Below are 24194 nucleotides of genomic sequence, written 5' to 3'. Positions count from 1 at the left end.
CGACCGAATCACCCCGTGCGGCCGCTGATCCGCGACGTCAGCTCAGCGGCCGCACGCCCCACCTCGCCTGCCAGGTTCGGCCACGTCTCCCCGCACCCCGGCCCCTCGCAGTCGTGGCGGAACGTCACCGCGATCGCCGCGAGCGGACGCGCCGTGTGATCGAAAACCGGGCACGCCACCGACGCGAACCCCGCCGTGATCACCCCGTCCTCCACCGCCCAACCCCGGCGCCGCTCCTCGGCCAGCAACCGCCGCAACTCCGGCAGGCTCCGCGGCCCCCGATCCGTGCGCAGCACGAACCGCTCGGAGGAAGGGAACATCGCGCGCACCTGAGCCGCCGGAAGATGCGCCAACATCGCCCTCCCCGACGCGGGCAGCTGCGCCGGCAACCGCACACCCACATCGGTCACCAGGGTCTGCGGCTGCGAAGGACGCTCCTTGATCAGGTACAGCAGCTCGCCCCCGCGCAACACCCCGAGCTGCGCCGTGCGCCCCACCCGATCCACCAACCGCCGCAAGACCGGCCCCGCCAACCTCTCCAGCGGATCGTGCCGCACGTACGCCGACCCCAACTCGAACACCGCCACACCCAGCCCGTACCGGCGCTCCTCCGGCAGGTGCACCACAAAACCACCCGCCACCAACTCCGCCAGCAGGTGATACGTCGTCGACCTCGGCAAATCCAGCTCGCGGGCCAACACCCCCGCCGACACCGGACCCGGCCGACCGGCCAACGCGCGCAAGATCGCCAACCCCCGCCGCAACGCGGGCACATCGCTGCTCTCACCCACCCACCGAGTCTGGCATCCCAGACACAGACCCACCATCAGGGCTTCTGCCAGGAGCTTCCGCGAGTTGGGATGGAGACATGCACACCGAGTTGTTCATCGGCCCGCAGCCGCTCACACGCGCCGAGGTCGTCTCCGTCGCGCGCGGCGGAACCCCGGTGCGGCTCAGCGAACTCGCCGAACAGGGCATCGCCGCCACCCGCAAGCACATCGACGCCCTGGCAGCCGAGGAACGACCCGTCTACGGCGTCTCCACCGGCTTCGGAGCCCTGGCCGTCCGCCACATCCCCCGTGACAGAAGGGCGGCCTTGCAGCAGTCCTTCGTCCGCTCCCACGCCGCCGGAGCAGGCGACATCGTCGAACCCGAAGTCGTGCGCGCCCAGATGCTGCTGCGCCTGCACACCATCGCCACCGGCCGCACCGGCGTCCGACCCGAAACCGCCCACGCCCTCGCCGCCGCGCTCAACGCCGGCATCGTCCCCCTCGTCCGCGAGCACGGCTCGCTCGGCTGCTCCGGCGACCTCGCACCCCTGGCCACCGTCGCCCTCGCGCTCACCGGAGAAGGCGACGTCCTCGACGCCGAAGGACACCGGCGACCCGCCGCCGACGCCCTCGCCGACGCCGGAATCACCCCCGTCGCCCTCGCCGAGAAAGAAGGCCTCGCCCTCACCAACGGCACCGACGGCATGCTCGGGATGCTCGTGCTCGCCCTGCACGACATCGGCGACCTCATCGACGTCGCCGACCTCACCGCCGCCATGAGCGTCGAAGCCCTCCTCGGCACCGACCGGCCCTTCGCCGCCGACCTGCAGGCGCTCCGCCCGCACCCCGGCCAAGCCGTCTCGGCCGCGAGGATGGCCGCCTTCCTGTCACGCTCACCCATCGTCGCCAGCCACCGCGGCCCCGACTGCCCGCGCGTCCAGGACGCCTACTCGCTGCGCTGCTCCCCGCAGGTCCACGGCGCCGCCCGCGACACCGCAGGCCACGCCGAAACCGTCGCCGACCGCGAACTCGCCGCCGCCATCGACAACCCCGTCGTCCTGCCCGACGGGCGCATCGAATCCAACGGCAACTTCCACGGCGCACCCCTCGGCTACGTCCTGGACTTCCTGGCCATCGCGCTCGCCGACATGGCCAGCATCTGCGACCGGCGCACCGACCGGATGCTCGACGTCGCCCGCTCCCACGGGCTCCCGGCCTTCCTCGCCGACGACCCCGGCGTCGACTCCGGCCACATGATCGCCCACTACACCCAGGCCGGGATCGTCTCCGAGCTCAAACGCCTCGCCGCACCGGCCTCCGTCGACTCCATCCCCACCAGCGCCATGCAGGAAGACCACGTGTCCATGGGCTGGGCCGCCGCCCGCAAACTCCGCCGCGCCGTCGACGGCCTCACCACCGTGCTCGCCGTCGAACTGCTCACCGCCGCACGCGCCCTCGACCTGCGCGCACCCCTGGAACCCGGGCCCGCCACCGGCGCCGTCCGCGACCTGCTCCGCACCCGCGTGCCCGGACCAGGACCCGACCGCCACATCGCCCCCGAGATCGCCGCCGCCGAAGAACTCATCCGCCACGGCGACGTCCTCGCCGCCGCCGAAACAGGGAGGGACCGATGACCGACGTGCGAGCCCCGCGCGGCACGACCCTGACCGCGCGCAGCTGGAGCACCGAGGCACCGCTGCGGATGCTGCAGAACAACCTCGACCCCGACGTCGCCGAACGCCCCCACGACCTCGTCGTCTACGGCGGGACCGGCAAAGCCGCCCGCAACTGGGCCAGCTACCACGCACTCGTCCGGGAACTCACCGCGCTGCGCGACGACGAGACGCTGCTGGTGCAGTCCGGAAAACCCGTCGGCGTCCTGACCACCCACGAATGGGCGCCGCGCGTGCTCATCGCCAACTCCAACCTCGTCGGCGACTGGGCGAACTGGAGCGAATTCCGGCGCCTCGACGAACTCGGCCTGATGATGTACGGCCAGATGACCGCAGGCTCCTGGATCTACATCGGCACCCAAGGGATCCTCCAAGGCACCTACGAGACGTTCGGGGCCATCGCCGCCAAGCGCTTCGGCGGAACGCTCGCGGGCACCCTCACCATCACCGCCGGGCTCGGCGGCATGGGCGGCGCGCAACCGCTGGCGATCACCATGAACGAAGGCGCCGCGCTCGTCGTCGAATGCGACCCGGAACGCGCCCACCGCCGCGCCCGCCAGGGCTACCTCGACGAAGTCGCCGACACCCTCGACGAGGCCATCGACAAGGCCGCCGCCGCCAAGCGAGACCGCCGCGCCCACTCGGTCGCCGTCATCGGCAACGCCGCCGACCTGCTGCCCGAGATGCTGCGACGCGGCGTGCCCGCCGACATCGTCACCGACCAGACCTCCGCCCACGACCCGCTGTCCTACCTCCCGCTCGGCGTGGACCTCGACGACTGGGCCGACTACGCCGCCCGCAAACCCGACGAGTTCACCACCCGCGCGCGCGAATCCATGGCCCGGCACGTCGAAGCGATGGTCGGATTCCTCGACGCCGGCGCCGAAGTCTTCGACTACGGCAACTCGCTGCGCGGCGAAGCCCAACTCGCCGGATACGACCGGGCCTTCGCCTACCCCGGCTTCGTCCCCGCCTACATCCGGCCGCTGTTCTGCGAAGGAAAAGGTCCCTTCCGCTGGGCGGCGCTGTCCGGCGACCCCGCCGACATCGCCAAGACCGACCGGGCCGTGCTGGAACTCTTCGGCGACGACGAGCACTTGGCCCGTTGGCTGCGGCTGGCTGACAGGAAGGTTCCCTTCCACGGCCTGCCCGCCCGGATCTGCTGGCTCGGCTACGGCGAACGCGCCGCCGCGGGCCTGCGGTTCAACGAGATGGTCGCCTCCGGTGAACTCGCCGCCCCCGTCGTGCTGGGACGCGACCACCTCGACTGCGGCTCGGTCGCCTCCCCCTACCGCGAGACCGAAGCCATGGCCGACACCTCCGACGCCGTCGCCGACTGGCCGCTGCTCAACGCCCTCGTCAACACCGCGTCCGGCGCCACCTGGGTCTCGCTGCACCACGGCGGCGGCGTCGGCATGGGACGTTCCCTGCACGCCGGTCAGGTCACGGTCGCCGACGGCACCGAACTCGCCGCCCGCAAACTGGAACGCGTCCTCACCAACGACCCGGGCATGGGGGTGATCCGGCACGTCGACGCCGGATACGAACGCGCCGAGGAAGTCGCGGCGCAGCGCGGCGTGCGGACCCCGCTGGTGGGCCGATGAGCGGGCTGGACGACCTCGCCGGCATCGGCGCGGACCGGCGTCGCGGCGGCTACTCGCGGCACGTCTTCGACGACGCCGAACGCCACCTGCGGGAGTGGTTCGTCGAGCAGGCCGAGCGGCGCGGGCTCGCGGTGGAAACCGACGCCAACACCAACATCTGGGCCTGGTGGGGAAACCCGGGACCGGGCGCGGTCGTCACCGGCAGCCACCTCGACTCGGTGCCCGGCGGCGGCGCCTTCGACGGCCCGCTCGGCGTGGTCAGCGCCCTGGAAGCCGTGGACCTGCTGCGGGAACGCGGGTTCCGGCCGCGCGCACCGCTGGCGCTGGTCGTGTTCTCCGAGGAGGAAGGCGGCCGGTTCGGCGTGCCGTGCCTCGGGTCGCGGTTGATGACGGGAACCATCCACCCGGACCGCGCCCGCGGCCTGCGCGACTCCGACGGGCTCACCTTCGCCGAAGCGATGGGCTCCTTCGGCGCGGACCCGGCCCGCATCGGCCGCGACGACGATGCTCTCGGGCGCATCGCGGCCTTCGTGGAACTGCACGTCGAACAGGGCAAGGGACTGATCGACCTGAACCGGCCGATCGCGGTCGCCGACTCGATCCTCGGACACGGCAGGTGGCGGTTCCGGTTCCGCGGCCAGGGAAACCACGCGGGCGCCACCCTCATCGACGACCGCAACGACCCGATGATTCCCGCCGCCCGGCTCGTCCTCGCCGCCCGCGACGCGGCCGCCGCGACGCGGGACGGCCGCGCCACCGTCGGCCGGCTGGTCCCCACCCCGGGCGGCACCAACGTCATCGCGTCCGCGGTGGACGTTCACCTCGACGCCCGGGCACCCCGCGACGCGCGGGCCCTGGTCGACGACCTGGCCGGTCAGGCGAGGGAATTCGCCGCTCAGGAAGGCTGCCACGTCGACGTCGTCGAGGAGTCCTTCGGCGACACCGTCCACTTCGACCCGACGCTGCGCGACCGGCTGCGCACCGTCCTCGGCGACGCACCGACCCTGCCCACCGGTGCCGGCCACGACGCGGGCGTGCTCGCCGCCGAGACACCGACGGCGATGCTGTTCGTGCGCAACCCCACCGGCATCAGCCACGCTCCCGAAGAGCACGCGACCGCCGAGGATTGCGAGGAAGGTTCCCATGCCCTGGCCCGCGTCCTGGCCGAGCTGGCGGGGTGAGGGGGATGTTCTGGTGCGCGTGGGCGTGGCTGCCCGACGGTCCCTGCCAGGACGTGCTGTTCGAGGTCGAGGCCGGACGGATCACCACCGTGCGGAAGGGGGAGGCGCCCGGCGGTGCGCGGCGGCTTCCCGGGCTGGTGCTGCCGGGCTTGGCCAACGCGCACTCGCACGCCTTCCACCGGGCGCTGCGCGGCGACACCGATCGCGGGACGTTCTGGACCTGGCGGGAACGGATGTACCGGATCGCCGAGCGGCTCGACCCGGACAGCTACTACCTGCTGGCCCGCGGCGTCTACGCGGAGATGGTGCAGGCGGGCATCACCGGCGTCGGCGAGTTCCACTACCTCCACCACGCCCCCGGCGGTTCCCGCTACCGCGACCCCAACGCGATGAGCCACGCACTCGCCCACGCCGCCCGGGACGCCGGAATCAGGTTGACGCTGCTGGACACCTGCTACCTCACCGGTGGCTTCGGCCGGGAACTCGACCCGATCCAGCGCAGGTTCTCCGACGGCGACGCGAGCCGGTGGGGCGAACGCGTGGAGACCTTCACCGCACCCGAGGTCACGACCGGGGCCGCCGTGCACTCGGTGCGGGCGGTGCCCGCCGAGGCCATCGAGACCGTCGCGGGGTGGGCGCGTGACAGGAAGGTTCCCCTGCACCTCCACCTGTCCGAGCAGCGCGCCGAGAACGAGGCGTGCCTGGCCGCGCACGGGCGGACCCCGACGCAGCTGCTCGCCGAACGCGGCGCGCTCGGCGAGAACGTGACCGCCGTGCACGCCACCCACCTCGCGGCCGGGGACGTGGCGCTGCTGGGCGGAAGCGGCACCGGGGTGTGCCTGTGCCCGACGACCGAGGCGGACCTGGCCGACGGGATCGGTCCCGCCGGTCCGCTGGCGGTGGCGGGAAGTCCGCTGTCGCTGGGCAGCGACGGGCACTCGGTGATCGACGTGCTCGCCGAGGCCCAGTCCGTGGAGGCCTACCAGCGGTTGGCGACCGAGACGCGGGGACATCACGCACCGGGGGAGCTGCTGTCGATGGCCACCGCCCACGCGGCGCTGGGGCACCCCGATGCCGGTCGGCTCGAACCGGGTGCCCGCGCCGACTTCGTCGCGGTCGACCTGGACTCGACGCGGTTGGCGGGTGTCGCTCCGGAAGCGGTACCGGCCGTGGCGCGCGCCGCCGACGTGCGCGAGGTGATCGTCGACGGCCGGACCGTCGTCACCGGCGGCGCTCACACCGACATCGACACCGCGCGTGAACTGCGGGAATCCATCGCGGCACTGCGAGCGTGAGGAAACAGCCAACGATGCCAGCCACTGTTATCACTGGAATAGGTGAACTCACCACCCACGACGACGAGCTCGGACCCCTCGCCGACGCCGCGCTGGTCCTCGAGGGCGACCGGGTCGCGTGGGTCGGTTCCTCCCGGCACGCCCCCGCCGCCGACGAGCGCGTCGACGTCGGAGGGCGAGCGGTCCTGCCCGGCTGGGTGGACAGCCACACCCACCTCGTGTTCGCCGGCGACCGCACCGACGAGTTCGCCGCCCGCATGTCCGGGCAGCCCTACCGGGCGGGCGGGATCGCGGTCACCGTCGACGCCACCAGGAGGGCCTCCGACACCGAACTCGCCGACACCCTCCGCCGCCACGTCGACGAAGCGGCCGCCCAGGGCACGACGTGCGTGGAGACCAAGACCGGATACGGGCTGACGGTCGCCGACGAACTGCGGTCCGCGAAGGTGGCCGCGGGCATCGCCGACGAGATCACCTTCCTCGGCGCGCACCTCGTTCCCCCGGGAACCGATGCCGACGACTACGTGGACCTGGTGTGCGGCGACATGCTCGACGCCGTCGCGGAGCACGTCGGCTGGTGCGACGTGTTCTGCGAGGAAGGTGCCTTCGACGCCACCCAATCCCGGCGAGTGCTGCACGCCGCCCGGCAACGCGGCCTGGGGTTGCGGGTCCACGGCAACCAGCTCGGGCCGGGCCCCGGCGTGGCGCTGGCGGTCGAGCTGGACGCGGCCAGCGTGGACCACTGCACCCACCTCAGCACCGCCGACGTCGACGCGCTCGCGAACTCCGACACGGTCGCGACCTTGCTCCCGGCCTGCGACCTGTCCACCCGCCAGCCGCTCCCGGACGCCCGCGCGCTGCTGGACGCGGGAGCCACCGTCGCCCTCGCCAGCAACTGCAACCCCGGCTCGTCCTACACCTCGTCGATGGCGTTCTGCGTGGCCACCGCCGTGCTGCAGATGCGGATGAGCATCACCGAAGCCGTGCTCGCCGCGACCTGGGGAGGGGCGCGCGCCCTGCGGCGCGAGACCGGCGACGGTGCGGTCGGCGTGCTGCGCCCCGGAGCCCGCGCGGACGTGCACGTGCTCGACGCCCCGAGCACGACGTGGCTCGCCTACCGGCCCGGGGTTCCCCTCACCCACGCGGTGTGGCGGAAAGGCGACCGCGTTCGCTGACGGCCGCCGGTGAGCACGGGAACCTTCCTGTCAACATCGCCGCGCCTTCGTACACTGCCGTCATGGCCGTCGGTTCGGAAATGGCTCGGTGAACGACCGCGAGCGGCTGCGCTCGGTGTTCGGGCAGGACGCCGAGCGCTACGACCGGTGCCGTCCGGGGTATCCGTCCCAGCTGTTCGACGTGCTCACGGCCGCGGTGGGGGAAGGGGCCCGCGTCCTGGAGATCGGCTGCGGCACCGGGCAGGCGACGGTGCCCCTGGCCGGTCGGGGTTTCGCGCTCACCGCGCTCGACCGGAGCGAGGAGATGGTGAAGCTCGCCCGGGAGCACCTGGCCGGTTACCCGTCGGCGCGGGTCGTCGTCGAGGACTTCGAGAGCTGGGAGCTGCCTCCGGTGGGCTTCGACCTCGTGGTGGCCGCGACCTCGTTCCACTGGCTCGACCCCGAGCTGCGCATGGCCAAGGCCGCCGATGCGCTGCGTCCGCGAGGTGCGCTGGCCGTGGTGTCGACGCACCACATCGCCGGTGGCAGCGAGGAGTCCTTCACCCGGATCCAGCGCTGCTACGAACGGTTCGATCCGCGCACCGAACGAGGCCGGCGGCTTCCCGCGGCCGACGAGATCGCCCAGGACCCGGACGAGTTCCACCGGTCGGGCCGGTTCAGCCCGCCGGAGTTCCACCACTACGAGTGGGAAGCGACCTACGCGGTCGACGCCTACCTCGACCTGCTGATGACCTACTCGGGCCACCGGGCGATGCCCGACTCCGCCCGCGAGCAGCTGCTGACCTGCATCGGCAGGTGCATCGAGGAAGACGGCGGCACCATCACCAAGCGCTATCTGACCCAGCTCGCGTTCGCGCAGCGACTCGGATGACCCCTTCATCGCCGCGACGTGTCATGGCGATCGATCTGACCGGTATCGACTCCGCCGAGTCCCTCCTGACCGAAACGCCCCCTTGACCTCCAGCTCGCTCGAAGTTCGACGGTGGGTGCAGTCGACGCGAAGGGCGGAGTGATCGGAATGCGAGCGGTGCAGGTGAACGAGTTCGGGGGACCGGAAGTCCTGTCGGTGGTCGAACGACCCGTGCCCGAACCACGACCGGGAGAAGTCCTGGTCCGGATGGCGGCCGTGGACGTGCTGTTCATCGACACCCGGCTCCGCCAGGGCTGGGGACGCGAGTACTTCGAGATGAACCCGCCCTACACCCCCGGCGACGGGGTGGCGGGCGAGGTGGTCGCGCTCGGCGAGGACGTCGACCCGGCGTGGCTGGGCACCACCGTCGTCGCCGACACCGGCAACAGCGGCACCTGCGCCGAACTCGTCCCCGTCCCGGTCGCCGAACTCGCGGTCATCCCCGGCGGTCTCGACGAGCAGGCCGCCGTCGTGCTGCTGCACGACGCCGTCACCGCCCTGGGCATCGCCGACCACGCCAGGATGCGGCCGGGGGAGAACGTGCTCGTCACCGCGGCGGCCGGGGGAGCGGCGGGCATCGTCATCCAGCTGGCCATCGCAGCCGGAGCGCGCGTCCTCGGCGCGGCCCGCGGCGAGGAGAAACTCGCCCACGCGCGGTCGCTCGGCGCCGAGCCGGTCGACTACGGCGCACCGGACTGGGTGGAACGGGTCCGCGACCTCACCGGCGGAGTCGACGTGCTCGTCGACGGCGCCGGCGGCGCCTACGGACGCGACGCGTTCGGGGCCGTGGCTCGCGGCGCGCGGGTCATCACCTACGGGGCCTCCGACGGCGACTTCGCCGACATCGACCTCGACGAGGCCCGCCGCCGCGACGTGACCGTCACCGGGCTCTTCGACCTGGGGCTCAACACGCGTGAACGCCGCCGGGAACTGCTCGGCAGAGCCCTCGCCGAGGCCGCCGCGGGACGCATCAGCCCGGCCATCGGAGCCGCCTTCCCCCTGGAGAAGGTCGCCGACGCCCACACCGCCATCGAACGCCGCGAGATCGTCGGACGCGCCGTCCTGCATCCCTGACCGAGGCCCGGCCGCGCTTCCCGGGGGTGCGCGGCCGGGCCCGGCTCACTCGTCGTCGGCGTCGTCGCGCGCGAGGAAGGTCGCCAAACGCTCAGTGGCGTCCTCGAAATCCGGGTTGAGGTCCACGAAGGCCCGCATCCGGTCGGCGACCCACGCCAAGGTGACCTCGTCGTCACCGCGACGCTCCTCGAGTTCCTCAATGCCGCGGTCGGTGAAGTACACCGCTTCCTCCTAGTGCTCGGTCGATCTTCGACGCGGTGTGGTCGGGAACAGCAGGGTACGAAACGGGCCTCCACCACGCGGAACAGCCCCGCCCGAGATGAGCGGAAGGTTCCCGTGCACACTCCGCCACCCCGCCTGGGCGCGAAAAAGCGGGCCGCCGGTTCCCGGAGGAACCGACGGCCCGCTCAAGCCGTGGAGATCAGGCGAACGCGTTCGCCACGACCTCGGCCTGCTCGACCTCGTGGACCTTCGCCAGACCCGTGGCCGGCGCGGCCATCGGACGACGCGAGACCCGCGTCAGCTTGCCGACCAGCTCCGGGAACTGCTCGGTCAGGGCCAAGCCCAGGAACGGCCACGCACCCTGGTTCGCCGGCTCCTCCTGCGTCCAGCGGACCGACTCCAGGTTCGGGTACCGCTCGAACAGGGCGCCCAGCTTGCGGTGGGGCAGCGGGTAGAGCTGCTCCAACCGCGCCACCGCGGTGTCGGTGATGCCGTTCTTGTCGCGGTAGGCCGCCAGCTCGTAGTAGAGCTTGCCGGTGCACAGCACCAGGTTCTTGACCTGCGACGGGTCCGGCTGCGCCGGGTCGTCGATGACCGACGTGAACTTGCCCTCGGTGAAGTCCTCGACCGGGCTGGTCGCGGCCTTCAGGCGCAGCATCGACTTCGGCGTGAACACCACCAGCGGGCGGTGGATGCCGTCGAGAGCGTGCCGCCGCAGCAGGTGGAAGTAGTTCGCCGGAGTCGACGGCATCGCGACCGTCATCGACCCCTCGGCGCACAGCTGCAGCCACCGCTCGATGCGGCCCGAGCTGTGGTCCGGGCCCTGACCCTCCTGGCCGTGCGGCAGCAGCATCACCACATCGGAGCGCTGACCCCACTTGGCCTCACCGGACGAGATGAACTCGTCGATGATCGACTGGGCGCCGTTGAAGAAGTCACCGAACTGCGCCTCCCACAGCACCAGCGACTCGGGGTTGCCCACCGAGTAGCCGTACTCGAAGCCCAGCGCGGCGAACTCCGACAGCGCCGAGTCGTAGACCAGGAACTTGCCCTGGTCGTCCGAGAGGTTCTGCAGCGGCGTGTACTCGGAGTCGTTCTTGCGGTCGATGAGCACCGAGTGGCGCTGACCGAACGTGCCCCGCCGGCTGTCCTGACCGGTCAGGCGGACCTGGCGGCCCTCCATCACCAGCGAACCGAACGCCAGCAGCTCGCCGAACGCCCAGTCGATGCCGCCCTCGCGGCCCATCTTGGCGCGACGCTCCAGCACCGGCTTCACGCGCGGGTGCGGGGCGAAGCCCTCCGGCAGGTTGATCTGCGCCTCGGCGATCCGCTCCAGCGTCTCCTGCGGGATCGCCGTTGACAGACCACGCGGAACCTGCTGCTCGGACTCCACCGACGGGCTCGGCGTCGGCGGGTGCTTCTCCAGCTCGCGGACCTCGTTGAACACGTGCTCCAGCTGCGCGGCGTAGTCCTTGAGGGCCTTCTCCGCCTCGTCCACGGTGATGTCCCCGCGGCCGATCAGCGACTCGGTGTAGACCTTGCGGACGCTGCGCATCTTGTCGATCGCGTCGTACATCTTCGGCTGCGTCATCGACGGGTCGTCGCCCTCGTTGTGGCCGCGACGGCGGTAGCAGACCATGTCGATCACGACGTCCTTGCCGAACGCCTGGCGGTACTCCACGGCCAGCCGCGCGACCCACACGCAGGCCTCGGGGTCGTCGCCGTTGACGTGGAAGACCGGCGCGCCGATCATCTTCGCCACGTCGGTGCAGTACTTGCTGGAACGCGAGTGCTCCGGCGCGGTGGTGTAGCCGACCTGGTTGTTGACGATCACGTGGACCGTGCCGCCGGTGCGGTAGCCGCGCAGCAGCGACAGGTTCAGCGTCTCGGCGACCACGCCCTGACCGGCGAACGCGGCGTCACCGTGCAGCAGCACCGGCAGCACCGTGAAGCCCTCCTGGCCCTTGTCCAGGATGTCCTGCTTGGCGCGGACGATGCCCTCCAGCACCGGGTCCACGGCCTCCAGGTGGGACGGGTTCGAGGTCAGCGACACCTTCGTCTCGCCGTCGCCGAACATCCGGAAGTATTTGCCCTCGGCGCCCAGGTGGTACTTCACGTCACCGGAACCGTGCGCCTGACCCGGGTCGAGGTTGCCCTCGAACTCGCGGAAGATCTGCGAGATCGGCTTGCCGACGATGTTGGCCAGCACGTTCAGCCGGCCGCGGTGCGGCATGCCGATGACGACCTCGTCGAGCTCGTGCGCCGCGGAGTTGTCCAGCACCGCGTCCAGCAGCGGCACCACGGTCTCGGCGCCCTCCAGCGAGAAGCGCTTCTGACCGACGTACTTGGTCTGCAGGAACGTCTCGAACGCCTCGGCGGCGTTGAGCTTCGACAGGATGTACTTCTGCTCGGTCGAGTCCGGCTTGGTGTGCGGCTTCTCGACCCGCTGCTGCAGCCACTCGCGCTCGTCGGGCTCCAGGATGTGCATGTACTCCACGCCGACCGTGCGGCAGTAGGAGTCGCGCAGCACGCCCAGCACGTCGCGCAGCTTCATCTTCTCGCGGCCGGCGAAACCACCCACCGCGAACTCGCGGTCCAGGTCCCACAGGGTGAGGCTGTGCGACAGGACGTCGAGGTCCTCGTGGCGGCGCTGCCGGTAGTTCAGCGGGTCGATGTCGGCCATCAGGTGGCCGCGGGTGCGGTAGGCGTCGATGAGCTCGAGCACCCGGGCGGTCTTGTCGACCGCGCCCTCGGGGATGTCCTGGGTCCAGCGCACCGGCTCGTACGGGATGCGCAGCGACGCGAAGATGTCGTCGAAGAACCCGTCCTCGCCCAGCAGCAGCTGGTGCACGCGGCGCAGGAAGTCACCGGACTCGGCGCCCTGGATGACGCGGTGGTCGTAGGTGGACGTCAGCGTCACGATCTTGCTGATGCCCATGTCGACCAGCGTCTTCTCGCTGGCGCCCTGGAACTCGGCCGGGTAGTCCATCGCCCCGACGCCGATGATCGCGCTCTGGCCCTTGGTCAGCCGCGGCACCGAGTGGTTGGTGCCGGACGGGCCCGGGTTGGTCAGCGAGATCGTGGTGCCGGAGAAGTCGTCCGCGGTCAGCGTGCCACCGCGCGCCTTGCGGATGATGTCCTCGTAGGCCTGCCAGAACTGGTAGAACGTCATGTCCTCGCAGCCCTTGATGGAGGCGACCACGAGGTTGCGCGACCCGTCCTTGCCCGGCATGTCGATGGCCAGGCCCAGGTTGACGTGCTCCGGCGTGACGGCCGCGGGCTTGCCCTTGGCGTCCTCGCCGTAGTGGCGGTTCATGTTCGGGAAGTCCTTGACCGCCCTGATCAGCGCGTAGCCGATCAGGTGCGTGAAGGAGACCTTCCCGCCCTTGTTCCGCTTGAGGTGGTTGTTGATGACGATGCGGTTGTCGAACAGCAGCTTCGCCGGCACCGCGCGCACGCTGGTCGCGGTGGGGACCGTCAGCGACTGGTCCATGTTCTTGGCGATCGCGGCGGCGGCACCCCGCAGCGTCTTGACGTCGCCCTCGGCCTGCGGCTGCTTCACCGGCGCGGCCTTCGCGGCCTGCTGCGGAGAAGGCTTCGGAGCGGCGGGGGCGGGCTTGGCGGCGGGCGCGGCGGACGCCTGGCCGTTGGTGTCGGCGGCGCGGGTCGCGGTGGCCGTCTGGGTCGGGGCCGCTGCAGCGCCGGCCGCAGCAGCGGTAGCGGTGTTCTCGTTTTTCGCCTGGTCCGACTTGTAGTCGGCGAAGAATTCGTGCCACGCCGAGTCTACGGAGGTGGGATCTTGGAGGAACTGCTCGTACATCTCCTCGATCAGCCACTCATTGGGGCCGAACTGTGACGCGGGGCTGCTGGACACGGCTGGCGTTCGCCTCGATCCATATGCTCGTGATTTACAGACACACTCGGGTACCAGGCTAGCCGCCCGATTCGCGAGGTTGACACACAGGACGGCCGTTCGGCGGAAGGACTCCGGTCACAGAATCGATCAGGGTCGTCCGGCCAGCGGAGATGGGACTCCTCCTGAGCCGTTCGCATGACCATCAGCCGTCCTCGGCGTGCTTCGTTCGCTGATCAGCGCCGCTTGGCACTACTCCGTACGGGTTGTCGTACATGTTCATTATGGCGTTTCACCGCCACGCTGTGTTCTCAACTGGTAACCGAACCGACCGCATGGCGAGAACGCGCCCCTCATCCCGCACGGCGACGCCCGGTTTTCCCGGTTGCTGATCGCGGACCGTGTCGAACCGGTTCCGGTGCGTGCGATCACGGGCCCAGATGTGGCAATCGTGACAGAAAGGTTCCCTTCCTCACACCCGTCGGCGACCTCGAAGTGACCTAGGAGTAACTCGCCCGCCGCCGCACCCGGGGCGTCAGCGCGCCGGATGGCGGCGGGCCGGGATGACAGGAAGGTTCCCCTGCTTCACGCGATGTTGCTCGCCTCCGCGACGGAACCGCCCTCGGACGAGTCGTCCGCCGCCCGCCACAACCGCGCGTAGTGCCCCTGCCGGGCCACCAGCTCCTCGTGCCCGCCCTGCTCGACGATCCGCCCGCCATCGACCACCACGATCCGATCCGCGCGCGCCGCCGTGCCCAACCGGTGCGCCACCACGAACGTCGTGCGCCGCGCCGCCAGCCGATCACTGGCCGCCACCACCAGCGACTCCGTCGCCGGATCCAACGCCGCCGTCGCCTCGTCGAGCAGCAGCACGTCCGGCTCCACCAGCTGCGCCCTCGCCAACGCCACCAGCTGCCGCTGACCCGCCGACAACCCCCGGCCGCGCTCACCGACCTCCTGCCGGAACCCGCGAGGCAACATCGCGATCCCCGGCAACGCCCCCACCGCGCGGGCCGCCGCCTCCACCTCCGCGGGCCCGGCATCGGGACGCGCGTAGGTGATGTTGTCGGCGACATCCCCGGTGAACAGGTGCCCCTCCTGCGGCACCACCGCCAGCCGCTGGTGGAACGCCGCCAGCCCGTAGCCGCGCACATCCGTCCCATCGACCAGCACCGCGCCCTCGGTGACGTCGTAGAACCGGGCGATCAGCTTGATCAGGGTCGACTTGCCCGCACCCGTGGCACCCACCAGCGCCACCGTCTCCCCGGGACGCACCCGGAGGTTCACGTCCCGCAGCGCCCACTGCTCGGTGCCCGGGTAGCGGAACGAGACGTCCCGCAACTCCACCTCACCCCGCAGTCGCGCGGGCACCTCGACCGGCTCGGCGGGCGCCGGCACCGACGTCGGCGTGCGCAGCAGCTCACCGATGCGCCGCAACCCCACCCGCGCCTGCTGGTAGCCGTCGAACACCCCGGACAACTGCTGCACCGGGGAGAAGAACAACCCCAGGTACAGCAGGAAAGCGACCAGCACACCGGCCGTCAGCTCACCCGAGGCGACCCGCGCCGCACCCACGCCCAGCACCGCCGCCTGCGCGATCTCCGACAGCAGCGCCACGAACGGGAAATAGGTGGCGATGTAGCGCTGAGCCCGCAGCCGCGACCGCCGATAGGCGTCGCTGCGCTGCGCGAACACCTTCGCGGCGTGCCCCTCGCGGCGGTGCGCCTGAGCGACCCGCATGCCCGAGACGTTCTCCTGCAGATCCGCGTTGACGGTGCTGACCCGCTCCCGCGCCTCGGCGTAGGCGGTCGAGGACACCCTGCGGAACACGATCGTGGCCACCACCAACACCGGCAGCACCGCCATCGCCACCAGCGCCAGCGACGGATCGGTGATCAGCAGCGCACCCGCGATGCCCAGCAGCGTCAGCACGCTCACCACGAACGTCGCCAAACCCGTCTGCAGGAACGACGACAGCGCGTCGACGTCGGTGGTCATCCGGGTCATGATCCGCCCGGCCAGCTCCCGCTCGTAGAAGTCCAGGCCCAAGCGCTGCAGGTGCGCGAAGCTGCGCAGTCGCAGCACGTAGAGCAGCGTCTCGCCGGTGCGGGCCGTGATCACCGTCTGCAGCTTGATCACCAGCCACCCGCAGGCCACCAGCACCGCCGCCAGACCCGTGGCCAGCCACAACGCGTCGACATCGGCGGTCCCGACACCGCTGTCGATGCCGTGCCGCACCAGCGACGGCAGCAGCACCGACGTCAACGCGTCCCCGGCGACCAGCGCGACCGTCAGCACCAGACCCCACCGGATCGGCCGAAGCAGCCGCGACAACCGGAACCGCGGATCGGGCGCGGTCGGATCCGTTCCCCGCACCCGAGGCATATCCCGAGCCGGCGGCAACGCGCGAATGCCCTCCACCAGCTCCGGCGTGGGAGGAACGGTCCCTTCCCCCATGCCGTGCCTACCGGGTGCTGACACAGCGGTTCCCGTCACCTCGGCCGCGGGCTCGTCCTCCCGCGGCCACAGCTCCGGGGTGATGCCGTCGGGGGAGACCTCCACCCGGCCCTCGTGCGGATCGTCGATGGTCTCGCCCGGACCGGCCAGCAACGACCGGAACAGCCCGCACCGCTCCCGCAACTCGCTCTCGGTGCCCACGTCCACCACGCGGCCCTCGTCGAGCACCGCGATCCGGTCCGCCAGCGCCAGCGTCGAACGCCGGTGCGCGATGAGCAGCGTCGTGCGCTGCGCCGTCACCGACCGCAGCGTCTCGTGGATCGCGGCCTCCGTCGCCGGATCGACCGCCGACGTCGCGTCGTCGAGCACCAGAACCCGAGGGTTCGACAGCAGCGCCCGCGCCAGCGCCACCCGCTGCCGTTGACCCCCGGACAACGTCAAACCCCGCTCACCGACGACCGTGTCGTAGCCGTCGGGAAGCGCGGAGATGAACTCGTGGGCCTCGGCGCCCTTCGCCGCCGCGATCACGTCCTCATCGCTCGCGTCGGCGCGCCCGTAGGCGATGTTGCCGCGAATGGTGTCGGAGAACAGGAACGCCTCCTCGAACACCACGCCCACCGCGCCGCGCAGCGAATCCAGCCGCAGGTCGCGCAGGTCGAAGGTCTCCCCGGTGTCAGCGGAGGCGATCGCGACACGACCCGAGTGCACGTCGTAGAAGCGGGGCAGCAGCAGCGACACCGTCGACTTGCCGGACCCGGCCGGCCCCACCAGCGCCACCGTCTCGCCCGGGCGGACCCGCAACGACGCGTCCCGCAGCACCGGCTGATCGCGGGTGTAGCCGAAACCGACCTCGTCGAGCCGCACCTCCAGCGGGCCCTCGGGCAGGCTGCGGGCGTCGGGGGACTCGGTGACCTCCGGCTGCGAGTCGGTGAGCTCGTGGATGCGCTCGACCCCGGCCCGCGCCAGCTGGCCCTGGATCATCACGCTGGAGAGCATGCGGGCCGGCCCGGACAGCATCGCCACGTAGCCGGCGAATGCCACGAAGGTTCCCAAGCTCACCTGGTCCTGCAGCACCAGCCAGCCGCCCAGGCCCAGCACGCCCACCTGACCGGCCGACGGCAACGTCGCCAAGCTCGCCGCGGGCAGCGACGTCATGCGGGCGGCGCGCAGCCGCGCGGCGAACAACCGCCGGGCCCGCGTCTCCAACCGGGCGACCTCGCGCTGCTCCTGGCCGAAGCCCTTCACCACGCGGACACCGGTGACGGTTTCCTCGACGTGCTGGGCGATGTCGGCCGCGCGCTGCTGCGCCGCCCACGTCGCCGGGAACAACCGCTTCTTGCTGCGCGCCGAGACCCACGCGATCAGCGGTGCCACGATCAAGGCCACCACGGTGAGCAGCGGCGACAGCCACAGCATCGCCGCGATCGCGAACACCGCCAGCACCGCGGTGCCCGCCGCCAGCGGCAGCATCGACAGCAGCGAGTTCACCAGCTGCAGGTCGCTGATCGAACGCGACACCACCTGACCGGTGCGCAGCGCGTCCTGCTTGCCGCCGTCCAGCCGCTGCATCGCGGCGAACACCGCCCGCCGCAGGTCGTGCTGCACGTCCAGGGCCAGCCGCCCGGCGCTGTAGCGGCGGACGAACGCGGCCGCGAACCGGAACACCCCCAGCACCAGCAGCACGAGCACGACCCACCACAGCCGCTCGGTGCTGCGGGCCACGGCGTCGTCGACCGCGAGCTTGGTCAGCAGCGGAACCAGCGCCTCCAACCCCACCGCGGTCACGGAGGCACCCATCGCCAACACCAACGCGACCGGGTGGCGCCGACATGCGGCGAAGAGGCGACGGATCCAGCCGCCGGAGGAACGGCGGGGATTCTCGGAGTCGCTCACCCCGCCAGATTAGGCCGCCGCACCGACGCGGCAGCACCACCGATCCTGCGGTGTGACCGGCGCCAACGGGTGAGCAAGGGAACCTTCCGCTCATTTCGCCCGCGCGCCGGCGGGGTTGGCAGAAAGGTTCCCTTGCTCACACCACGTCGCGCCGCGTGCTCACGAACCAGCCGCCGGCCACGAACAGCGCGGTGTAGCCGAGGAACGTCAGCAGGCTCGCCCACCACGGGTGCCCGTAGGTGCCGCCGAAGAACAGGTGCAGCAGTTCGAACGCGGCGCGCGGCGTGTTCGGCTCGTCGGGTCCCGCCACCGCGGAGACGAACAGCGGTACCGCCAGGTTCGACACGATCCCGTTGCCCGCCGCGCCCGGCAGGTAGGGGCTGATGCCGGAAATGGCCGTGTCGATCAGGCTGATCGACAGGATGAACTCGATCGCGAACTTGTAGACCAGCGGCAGGATGATCACCAGCACGGAGTTGGCGATCAGCGCGCCGAAACCGACCCCGAGCAGCGTCCACAGCAGCATCGACAGCACCCCGGCGCCACCCACGCCGAGCCAGCTGCCGAAACTGCCGAAGTTGCCCATGTCCTGACCGGCGCCGAGCAGCGCGCCGAAACTCGCCACCAGCACGTTCGCCAGGCCGTAGAGCACCCCGACCCCGGCGCAGGCGATCAGCTTCGCCCACAGCACGGAGCTGCGCGGGTTGGCCGTCAGGTACGTGGTGGTGATCGACTTGGAGCGGAACTCGCCCGCGAAGGCCATCGCCCCGAACAGCAACGCGAAGATCGTGCCGAAGTTCGTCGACAGCGCCACCGACAGCAGCCCCAGCGGCAGGGAAGCGCTGAACTCCTCGATCATGTCGATGATCCCGCCGAACGCGGTGCCCAACCAGCCCGCGCCGAACCCGAGTACCACCACGGGGATCAGCAGCGCCCACCACAGGCTGGTGGTGAAGATCTTCCGGTACTCGGCCTTGATCAGCGCGATCATCACACGTCCCCACCTTCGCCGGGCCGATCCGCCCACGTCCCCCGCATCGGCGGGGCGTACTGCGGGAGCCCCGCGTACTGGCCTTGGGTGAGGCGGAAGAACAACTGCTCCAGGTCGATGCGCTCGTCCTGCATCGCGTAGAGCGCGACCCCCGCTTCTCGCGCCAGGTCGGCGACCGCGCGGGAATCGGCCCCGATCACCGCCAGCCGCCCGTCCGGCAGGTACTCGACCCCGAAACCGGCCTGCTGCACCCTGCCGACCAGCACGTCCGGCGAGTCGGCCTGCACCAGCGCGCGGGCCTGCTGGGCGGCGCGCAGCTCCTCGATGTGGCCGTCGTAGACGCAGCGGCCCTGGCTGATGATGACCAGGCGGTCGACGGTGTTCTCGATCTCCCTGAGGAAGTGGCTGGACATCAGCACCGTCCGGCCACCGGCGGCGAAGGCGTGCAGGAATCCCCGCAGCCACGCGATGCCCTCGGGGTCGAGGCCGTTGGCGGGCTCGTCGAGGACCAGGATCTGCGGGTCGCCGAGCAGCGCGGTGGCCAGCGCGAGTCGCTGCCGCATGCCCAGCGAGAACCCGCCGGTCTTGCGGTCCGCGGCGGCGGCGAGCCCGACCAGTTCCAGAGCCCGGTCGACCTGCGAGTCGGGAACGTTCATCGCGGCGGCGTAGCAGCGCAGGTGGTGGCGGGCGGTGCGGTTGGGGTGGAAACCGTGCGCGTCGAGCACGGCCCCGACGATCCCGCCCGGGTTCGGCAGCCGGTGGAACGGCAGCCCGTTGATGGTCGCGGAGCCCGAGGTGGGGGTGATGAGCCCGAGGATCATGCGCAGCGCGGTGGTCTTGCCCGCCCCGTTGGGGCCGAGGAAACCGGTGACCGCGCCGGGCTGCACCGTGAAGCTGAGGTCCTGCACCGCGTGCACGGGACCGAACCTCTTGTTCAGCCCCTGCACGTGGATGCGACCGCTGCCGTCGTGCACGCGCCCTCCCACGTCCGGTCACCCGTCGGTGTGCCAACCCTGACGGCCCCCATCCTGCCGGACAGGCGGGCGCGGGCCGGTGCGGTGTCGGGGCCGTCTCGGGTTGCGGGTGCCGGACGTGGGGGAGAGCGACAGGTCAGGAGCGCTCGACGACGGCCGCGCGGTAGAACGCGCCGTGCTCGGCTTCGGGCGCCTCGGCCGGTTCGGCGAGCGGGGGCGGGGTGACCGGGACGGTGGTCAGGTCGGGCCGGATGAACTCGTCGGTGTCCCAGTCCGACGGGCCGCGCCCGGTGGTCGACACGATCGGCTCGCTGATCACGGGAACCTCGGGCTCGGGGGTGCGCGGGTGCGATCCGGTTTGCCTGCGCAGCATGCCGCGGCGTTCCCGCGAAGCCGAGCGCTCGGTGATCAGCTGGTGGTGCGCGGCCTGCCACACCTTGCAGGGCCAGGGCCGGCCGCGCAGGGTTCCCCGGCAGGACGGGCAGCGTCCGTCCGCGCCGGGTTCGTGAGCCGATAACAGGGATTGCAGGGCTTCGGTGAGTCGATGCAGTTCGGATCGGGCAATCGGAAGCAGCACTTCCGGAGAGCCTTCGCCCATCGCTCGGTCCAGCGTGTCGAGCCGGTCGAGAACCGCCTTGCGCAGCGCCGTGTCCGTCACGTTTTCTCCCACCCCTCAGCGCGTTTTTGCCGCCTTCGGAGTTTCCGGCCGGAGCACTTGTCGATCAGTCACCCGCCGTTACTCCGATGGGTGACATCGGCATCGCCGGTCCACGCCTGCACGGCCACCCGACCAGACTCACCCCATCGAGTGGTTATCGATTCGGCTGGGAAATGGCGGCGAAGCGCTCGCTCACGTCATCGGCAAACCGGCGATCTTGTCCTACACTGAGAGTGGCGGCCTGCTCCCGGTGACCCCCAGGCTGGTTGAGCGGGCCGCCCCTTTTTCCTAATGCCCGACGTGCCGGGATTCGCACATCCCGGCAATTGCTGCGCATTCGGACCCGAGTTGCTTCTCAACCAATTCGAATTCGAACTCGGCACGAATTCCCGAGCCGCGCGGTCGCGATGCCGGAGGGCCGGCGGGTCCGGTCGGCTGCGCATGTGAAACTTCTTCCCCGTGGAGCCTTCCCCGACGACCGACAACACCACGAGCGGCGCCGACACCCGTCCCGCTCACCACCTGCGCGATCGCCTCGCGCACGTGCTCACCGAGGTGTGCGCGCCGTGGGTCATCGTCGTCCTGCTGCCGCTGGCGGTGGCCTGGCAGGCCACCCACCGGGTGCTCCCCGCGCTCGGCTGGGGCCTGCTCGTCGCCGCCACCAGCAGCATCCTCCCGATGGGGATCATCGTCTGGGGCGCCAGGACCGGGCGGTGGGACGGCCACCACGTGCGCGACCGCGCCGGCAGGCTCGTGCCCTTCATCGCGCTCATCGTCATGAGCCTCGTCGGACTGGGACTGCTGCTGGCACTGGGCGCACCGCGACAGGTGATCGTCCTGGACGTCGTCATGATCGCCCTCCTGCTCGTCACCGGAGGCATCACGGCGTGGTGGAAGATCTCGATGCACTCGGCGGTCGCCGCGGGCGCGGTCGCGATCCTCGCGGTGACCTACCACCCGCTGTGCTGGGCGCTGATGCTGCTGGTCGTGGCGATCTCCTGGTCGCGCGTGCGGATCCGGGACCACACCACCGCCCAGGTCACCATCGGAGCCCTGGTCGGTGCCGCGTCCGGCGGCCTGTTCGCCGCGCTCCTCTAAGCGCTCGAACCGGGTGCGACCGCCTGGGACCGGACCTCGGCCACGATCGGTGAGCGCTCCACGAGACGGCCGACCTCGATCAACCACCGCGCCTCGGCGTGCGGGTCGGAATCCACCCCGCGATACGGCGCGGTGGACTCCTCCGAGTCCTGCTGGTGCCGCCGCCCCTCAGCGTGAGCGTCCAGAGCCGCCGCCAGGCACGCCGCCTCGACGACCTGATGCGCGCGCCGCGCACCGAGCCCGGCACGCTCGGCGGCTGAGCGAGCCCGGTCGCGGGCCTCGGGAGGCACGTAGGACCGCAGCACCAGCTGCGCGTCGCGGATCTCCACCACCCGCCGGTACAGCGCGAACCGCGCATCGGCCTGCGCGTACATGGCGGAGGGCAAGGTGATCTGCGGCAGTTCGTCGGCCAGCCGCCGCCAGAACCGGCGCAGCCGCCGGGCCTGGACCACCGCGCGCACCCACGACGCCCCGGCCTCCACCCGCGGCCCCAGGACGGGCACGGTCGCCCCCACGGCCACCAGCGCCACGCACCCCGCCGCGCACGCGCTCGCCACACCCGCCACCGGCGCCACCGCGGCCGGGTCGTGGCCGCTGACCACCCACAGCGCAGCGGTGACCTTGGCCGCCGCCCACCCCGCCGACGCCACGCACCCGGCCTGGATCGTGCGCAGCCCGGCGCGCAACCACCTGCGCGGCGATTGCGCGCTGTAGCGGTGCAGGAACCAGCCGAACACCGACGTCGACCAGCAGATGTAGAGGGCGAACACCACGATGTAGGCCGCCACGGCCGGGTGATGGGCGTACTCGGCCAAGAACGCCGGGTGGAACGGCAGGCCCGCCGTGATCAGCAGCACCGCCATCGCGGCCGAAGCCACGACCATGATCGGCACTTGCAGGCGCATCACCCGGCGGGCGCGGGCCGGCTCGTGCAGCAGGTGCGCCAGCAGCCCGTGCACGCAGACCGCCGCGCACATGGCCAGGACGTTGGCCACCAGGCGCCCGAGGTTCGGCACGGGCTCCCAGGCCGACATCCACCGCAGCGAGGCCGGGGCCACCAGCGCCGCCGACAGACCCACGCCGCCGATCGCGCCGCACAGGTACAGCAGACTCGGCGTCAAGGACCGCCTGCGATACCCCTGAACGGCCTTGCCGACCGCCGTCAGCACCGCGACCAGGCCGACGACCTGCAGGACCACGCTGCTCATCGCTTCTCGGGCCCACCCCGGCGGGAGCCGTCGAACGTCGCCTGGATCTCGCGCAAGGTCCGGCCCGACTTCGCATCCAGCTTCCGCACGCCCCGCAGCGGAGCCGGTGCGCGACCGGCGCGGTAGAGGTACAGGCTGGCCACGAGCTCGGCCTGCTGCTCGGTGACGGCGTCGAACGCGGAGCGCCCCAGCACGCTGCGGATCAGCTCGGGAGAGAGGTCCGGCACCAGCGCGGCCACCATCGGCGAATCGGCCAGCTTGGTGTCCGAGTGCCCGCACACCAGGTGCCCGACCTCGTGCAGGATGATGTGCTCCTCGTGCAGCGGGGTGCTGGGCACGTAGCCGATCACGTCGTGGTCGGCGAGCGAGACCAGAGCGCCGCAGGGGCTCTCGGACTCCACCGCGGACACCCGGCGCAGCCGGATCCGGCGCCCCCGGGCCTGCCCCAGCTCCTCGATGAACGTGTGCAGATCCCACGGCGTCGGCAGGGGAAGCGCCGACGCCAGCTCCTGGCACCGCGCCCGCATCAGCGCGTGATCGTCGGACCTCATGTCGTGATCACGGCCCGGGGCCAGGACCAGTCGCGCGCAGCGGAACGGAGTGTGCTCATCATCGCGATCACGCGTCATCGCTGCTCGCGGCGTTGCTGTCGCGCAGATCGGCGACCACGCCGCGGATGCGTTCGGCTTGGGCCGGGGTGAGCCCGCGCAAGCTGAGCGACTCCACACCGGAGTCCTTCAGCTCCCGCAGCTCGACCAGCGTCGCCAGCTGGGCGCGCACCGAGTCGGCGTGCTCACCGGAGTCGAAGGTGTCCAGCGGTACGCGGAAGAACGCCGCCAGCGCCCGCAGGTGCTGCCAGCCCGGGTTCGGGGACTCCCCGCTGAGGATCTTGTAGAGCTGCGAGCCGGAGATCCCGGTCTCCGAGGCGATCCGCTTGATCTCGTACGGCCGCCCGGTCTCCGGATCGGGGAACGATCGCCGCAGCCACGCCAGCCGCTCGGCCAGCGTGTTCCCCTGATCGCTCGACGCGCTCCCGTCCTTCTCCCGCACAGGATCACCCCCAAGATCACGCCATCGATTGACGGATTCTCGCATTCGATACTACTGTCTGTCGATATTCCACGATCGTGTAATCGTGGTGCTGGGGGTGAGCCGGGC

General features: G+C 71.2%; 18 protein-coding genes. 8 read left to right on the top strand and 10 right to left on the bottom strand.

Going from position 1 to position 24194, the window contains the following annotated elements; translation table 11 throughout:
- Positions 1-8: 8 nt before the first annotated feature.
- Complete coding sequence (locus BM424_RS03985; protein WP_093414634.1) at positions 9-791, bottom strand: IclR family transcriptional regulator; 783 nt, start codon at positions 789-791, stop codon at positions 9-11.
- Positions 792-868: 77 nt separating this feature from the next.
- On the opposite strand from BM424_RS03985, the gene hutH reads away from it, so the two are divergent.
- From hutH to BM424_RS03950, 7 genes are all read left to right on the top strand, one after another.
- On the top strand, positions 869-2404 hold the full coding sequence (gene hutH / locus BM424_RS03980) for a histidine ammonia-lyase (protein ID WP_093413738.1): 1536 nt from the start codon (positions 869-871) through the stop codon (positions 2402-2404).
- Positions 2401-4047, top strand: coding sequence for a urocanate hydratase (gene hutU, locus BM424_RS03975; RefSeq protein ID WP_093413736.1), 1647 nt, complete (start codon positions 2401-2403; stop codon positions 4045-4047). The genes hutH and hutU overlap by 4 nt, the downstream gene beginning before the upstream one ends.
- Positions 4044-5228: an allantoate amidohydrolase gene (locus BM424_RS03970; RefSeq protein ID WP_093413735.1), complete on the top strand. Its 1185-nt coding sequence runs from the start codon at positions 4044-4046 to the stop codon at positions 5226-5228. The genes hutU and BM424_RS03970 overlap by 4 nt, the downstream gene beginning before the upstream one ends.
- A 5-nt stretch (positions 5229-5233) precedes the next feature.
- Positions 5234-6523, top strand: a complete 1290-nt coding sequence (locus tag BM424_RS03965) for a formimidoylglutamate deiminase (RefSeq protein WP_093413733.1) — start codon at positions 5234-5236, stop codon at positions 6521-6523.
- A gap of 14 nt (positions 6524-6537) precedes the next feature.
- Positions 6538-7698: an imidazolonepropionase gene (gene hutI, locus BM424_RS03960; protein WP_093413732.1), complete on the top strand. Its 1161-nt coding sequence runs from the start codon at positions 6538-6540 to the stop codon at positions 7696-7698.
- 88 nt (positions 7699-7786) lie between these two features.
- On the top strand, positions 7787-8569 hold the full coding sequence (locus BM424_RS03955) for a class I SAM-dependent methyltransferase (RefSeq protein ID WP_093413731.1): 783 nt from the start codon (positions 7787-7789) through the stop codon (positions 8567-8569).
- 147 nt (positions 8570-8716) lie between these two features.
- Positions 8717-9682, top strand: a complete 966-nt coding sequence (locus BM424_RS03950) for a zinc-binding dehydrogenase (protein ID WP_093413729.1) — start codon at positions 8717-8719, stop codon at positions 9680-9682.
- A gap of 45 nt (positions 9683-9727) precedes the next feature.
- Here BM424_RS03950 and BM424_RS28690 read toward each other — a convergent pair whose 3' ends face one another.
- The 6 genes from BM424_RS28690 to BM424_RS03920 all read right to left on the bottom strand — a co-directional run bounded on the left by BM424_RS28690 (position 9728) and on the right by BM424_RS03920 (position 20730).
- Positions 9728-9904: a DUF6104 family protein gene (locus tag BM424_RS28690; protein ID WP_093413728.1), complete on the bottom strand. Its 177-nt coding sequence runs from the start codon at positions 9902-9904 to the stop codon at positions 9728-9730.
- Positions 9905-10103: 199 nt separating this feature from the next.
- A complete protein-coding gene (locus BM424_RS03940; RefSeq protein ID WP_245775656.1) occupies positions 10104-13724 on the bottom strand; it encodes a multifunctional oxoglutarate decarboxylase/oxoglutarate dehydrogenase thiamine pyrophosphate-binding subunit/dihydrolipoyllysine-residue succinyltransferase subunit in 3621 nt (1206 codons plus the stop codon).
- 618 nt (positions 13725-14342) lie between these two features.
- Entirely contained in the window at positions 14343-18011 is a 3669-nt protein-coding gene (locus BM424_RS03935) for an ABC transporter ATP-binding protein (protein WP_093413724.1), read from the bottom strand.
- Between the two features lie 232 nt (positions 18012-18243).
- Complete coding sequence (locus BM424_RS03930; RefSeq protein WP_093414632.1) at positions 18244-19098, bottom strand: ABC transporter permease; 855 nt, start codon at positions 19096-19098, stop codon at positions 18244-18246.
- Entirely contained in the window at positions 19098-20072 is a 975-nt protein-coding gene (locus BM424_RS03925; protein WP_093413723.1) for an ABC transporter ATP-binding protein, read from the bottom strand. The genes BM424_RS03930 and BM424_RS03925 overlap by 1 nt, the downstream gene beginning before the upstream one ends.
- Positions 20073-20208: 136 nt before the next feature.
- Positions 20209-20730, bottom strand: a complete 522-nt coding sequence (locus BM424_RS03920; RefSeq protein WP_245775589.1) for a hypothetical protein — start codon at positions 20728-20730, stop codon at positions 20209-20211.
- A gap of 459 nt (positions 20731-21189) precedes the next feature.
- On the opposite strand from BM424_RS03920, the gene BM424_RS03915 reads away from it, so the two are divergent.
- Positions 21190-21828, top strand: coding sequence for a phosphatase PAP2 family protein (locus BM424_RS03915; RefSeq protein WP_093413721.1), 639 nt, complete (start codon positions 21190-21192; stop codon positions 21826-21828).
- On the opposite strand, the gene BM424_RS03910 is transcribed toward BM424_RS03915, so the two are convergent.
- The 3 genes from BM424_RS03910 to BM424_RS03900 form a co-directional block, all read right to left on the bottom strand.
- A complete protein-coding gene (locus BM424_RS03910; protein WP_093413720.1) occupies positions 21825-23036 on the bottom strand; it encodes an MAB_1171c family putative transporter in 1212 nt (403 codons plus the stop codon). The genes BM424_RS03915 and BM424_RS03910 overlap by 4 nt on opposite strands.
- On the bottom strand, positions 23033-23587 hold the full coding sequence (locus tag BM424_RS03905) for a hypothetical protein (protein WP_093413719.1): 555 nt from the start codon (positions 23585-23587) through the stop codon (positions 23033-23035). The genes BM424_RS03910 and BM424_RS03905 overlap by 4 nt, the downstream gene beginning before the upstream one ends.
- Before the next feature lie 67 nt (positions 23588-23654).
- A complete protein-coding gene (locus BM424_RS03900) occupies positions 23655-24086 on the bottom strand; it encodes a helix-turn-helix domain-containing protein (RefSeq protein ID WP_093413717.1) in 432 nt (143 codons plus the stop codon).
- Between the last annotated feature and the right edge of the window lie 108 nt (positions 24087-24194).

It is taken from the genome of Saccharopolyspora flava, from assembly GCF_900116135.1.
In the GTDB taxonomy this organism is placed as follows: domain Bacteria; phylum Actinomycetota; class Actinomycetes; order Mycobacteriales; family Pseudonocardiaceae; genus Saccharopolyspora; species Saccharopolyspora flava.
The sequence above is the reverse complement of the archived record's forward strand: the minus strand, read 5'-3'. Positions and strand labels throughout refer to the sequence as shown.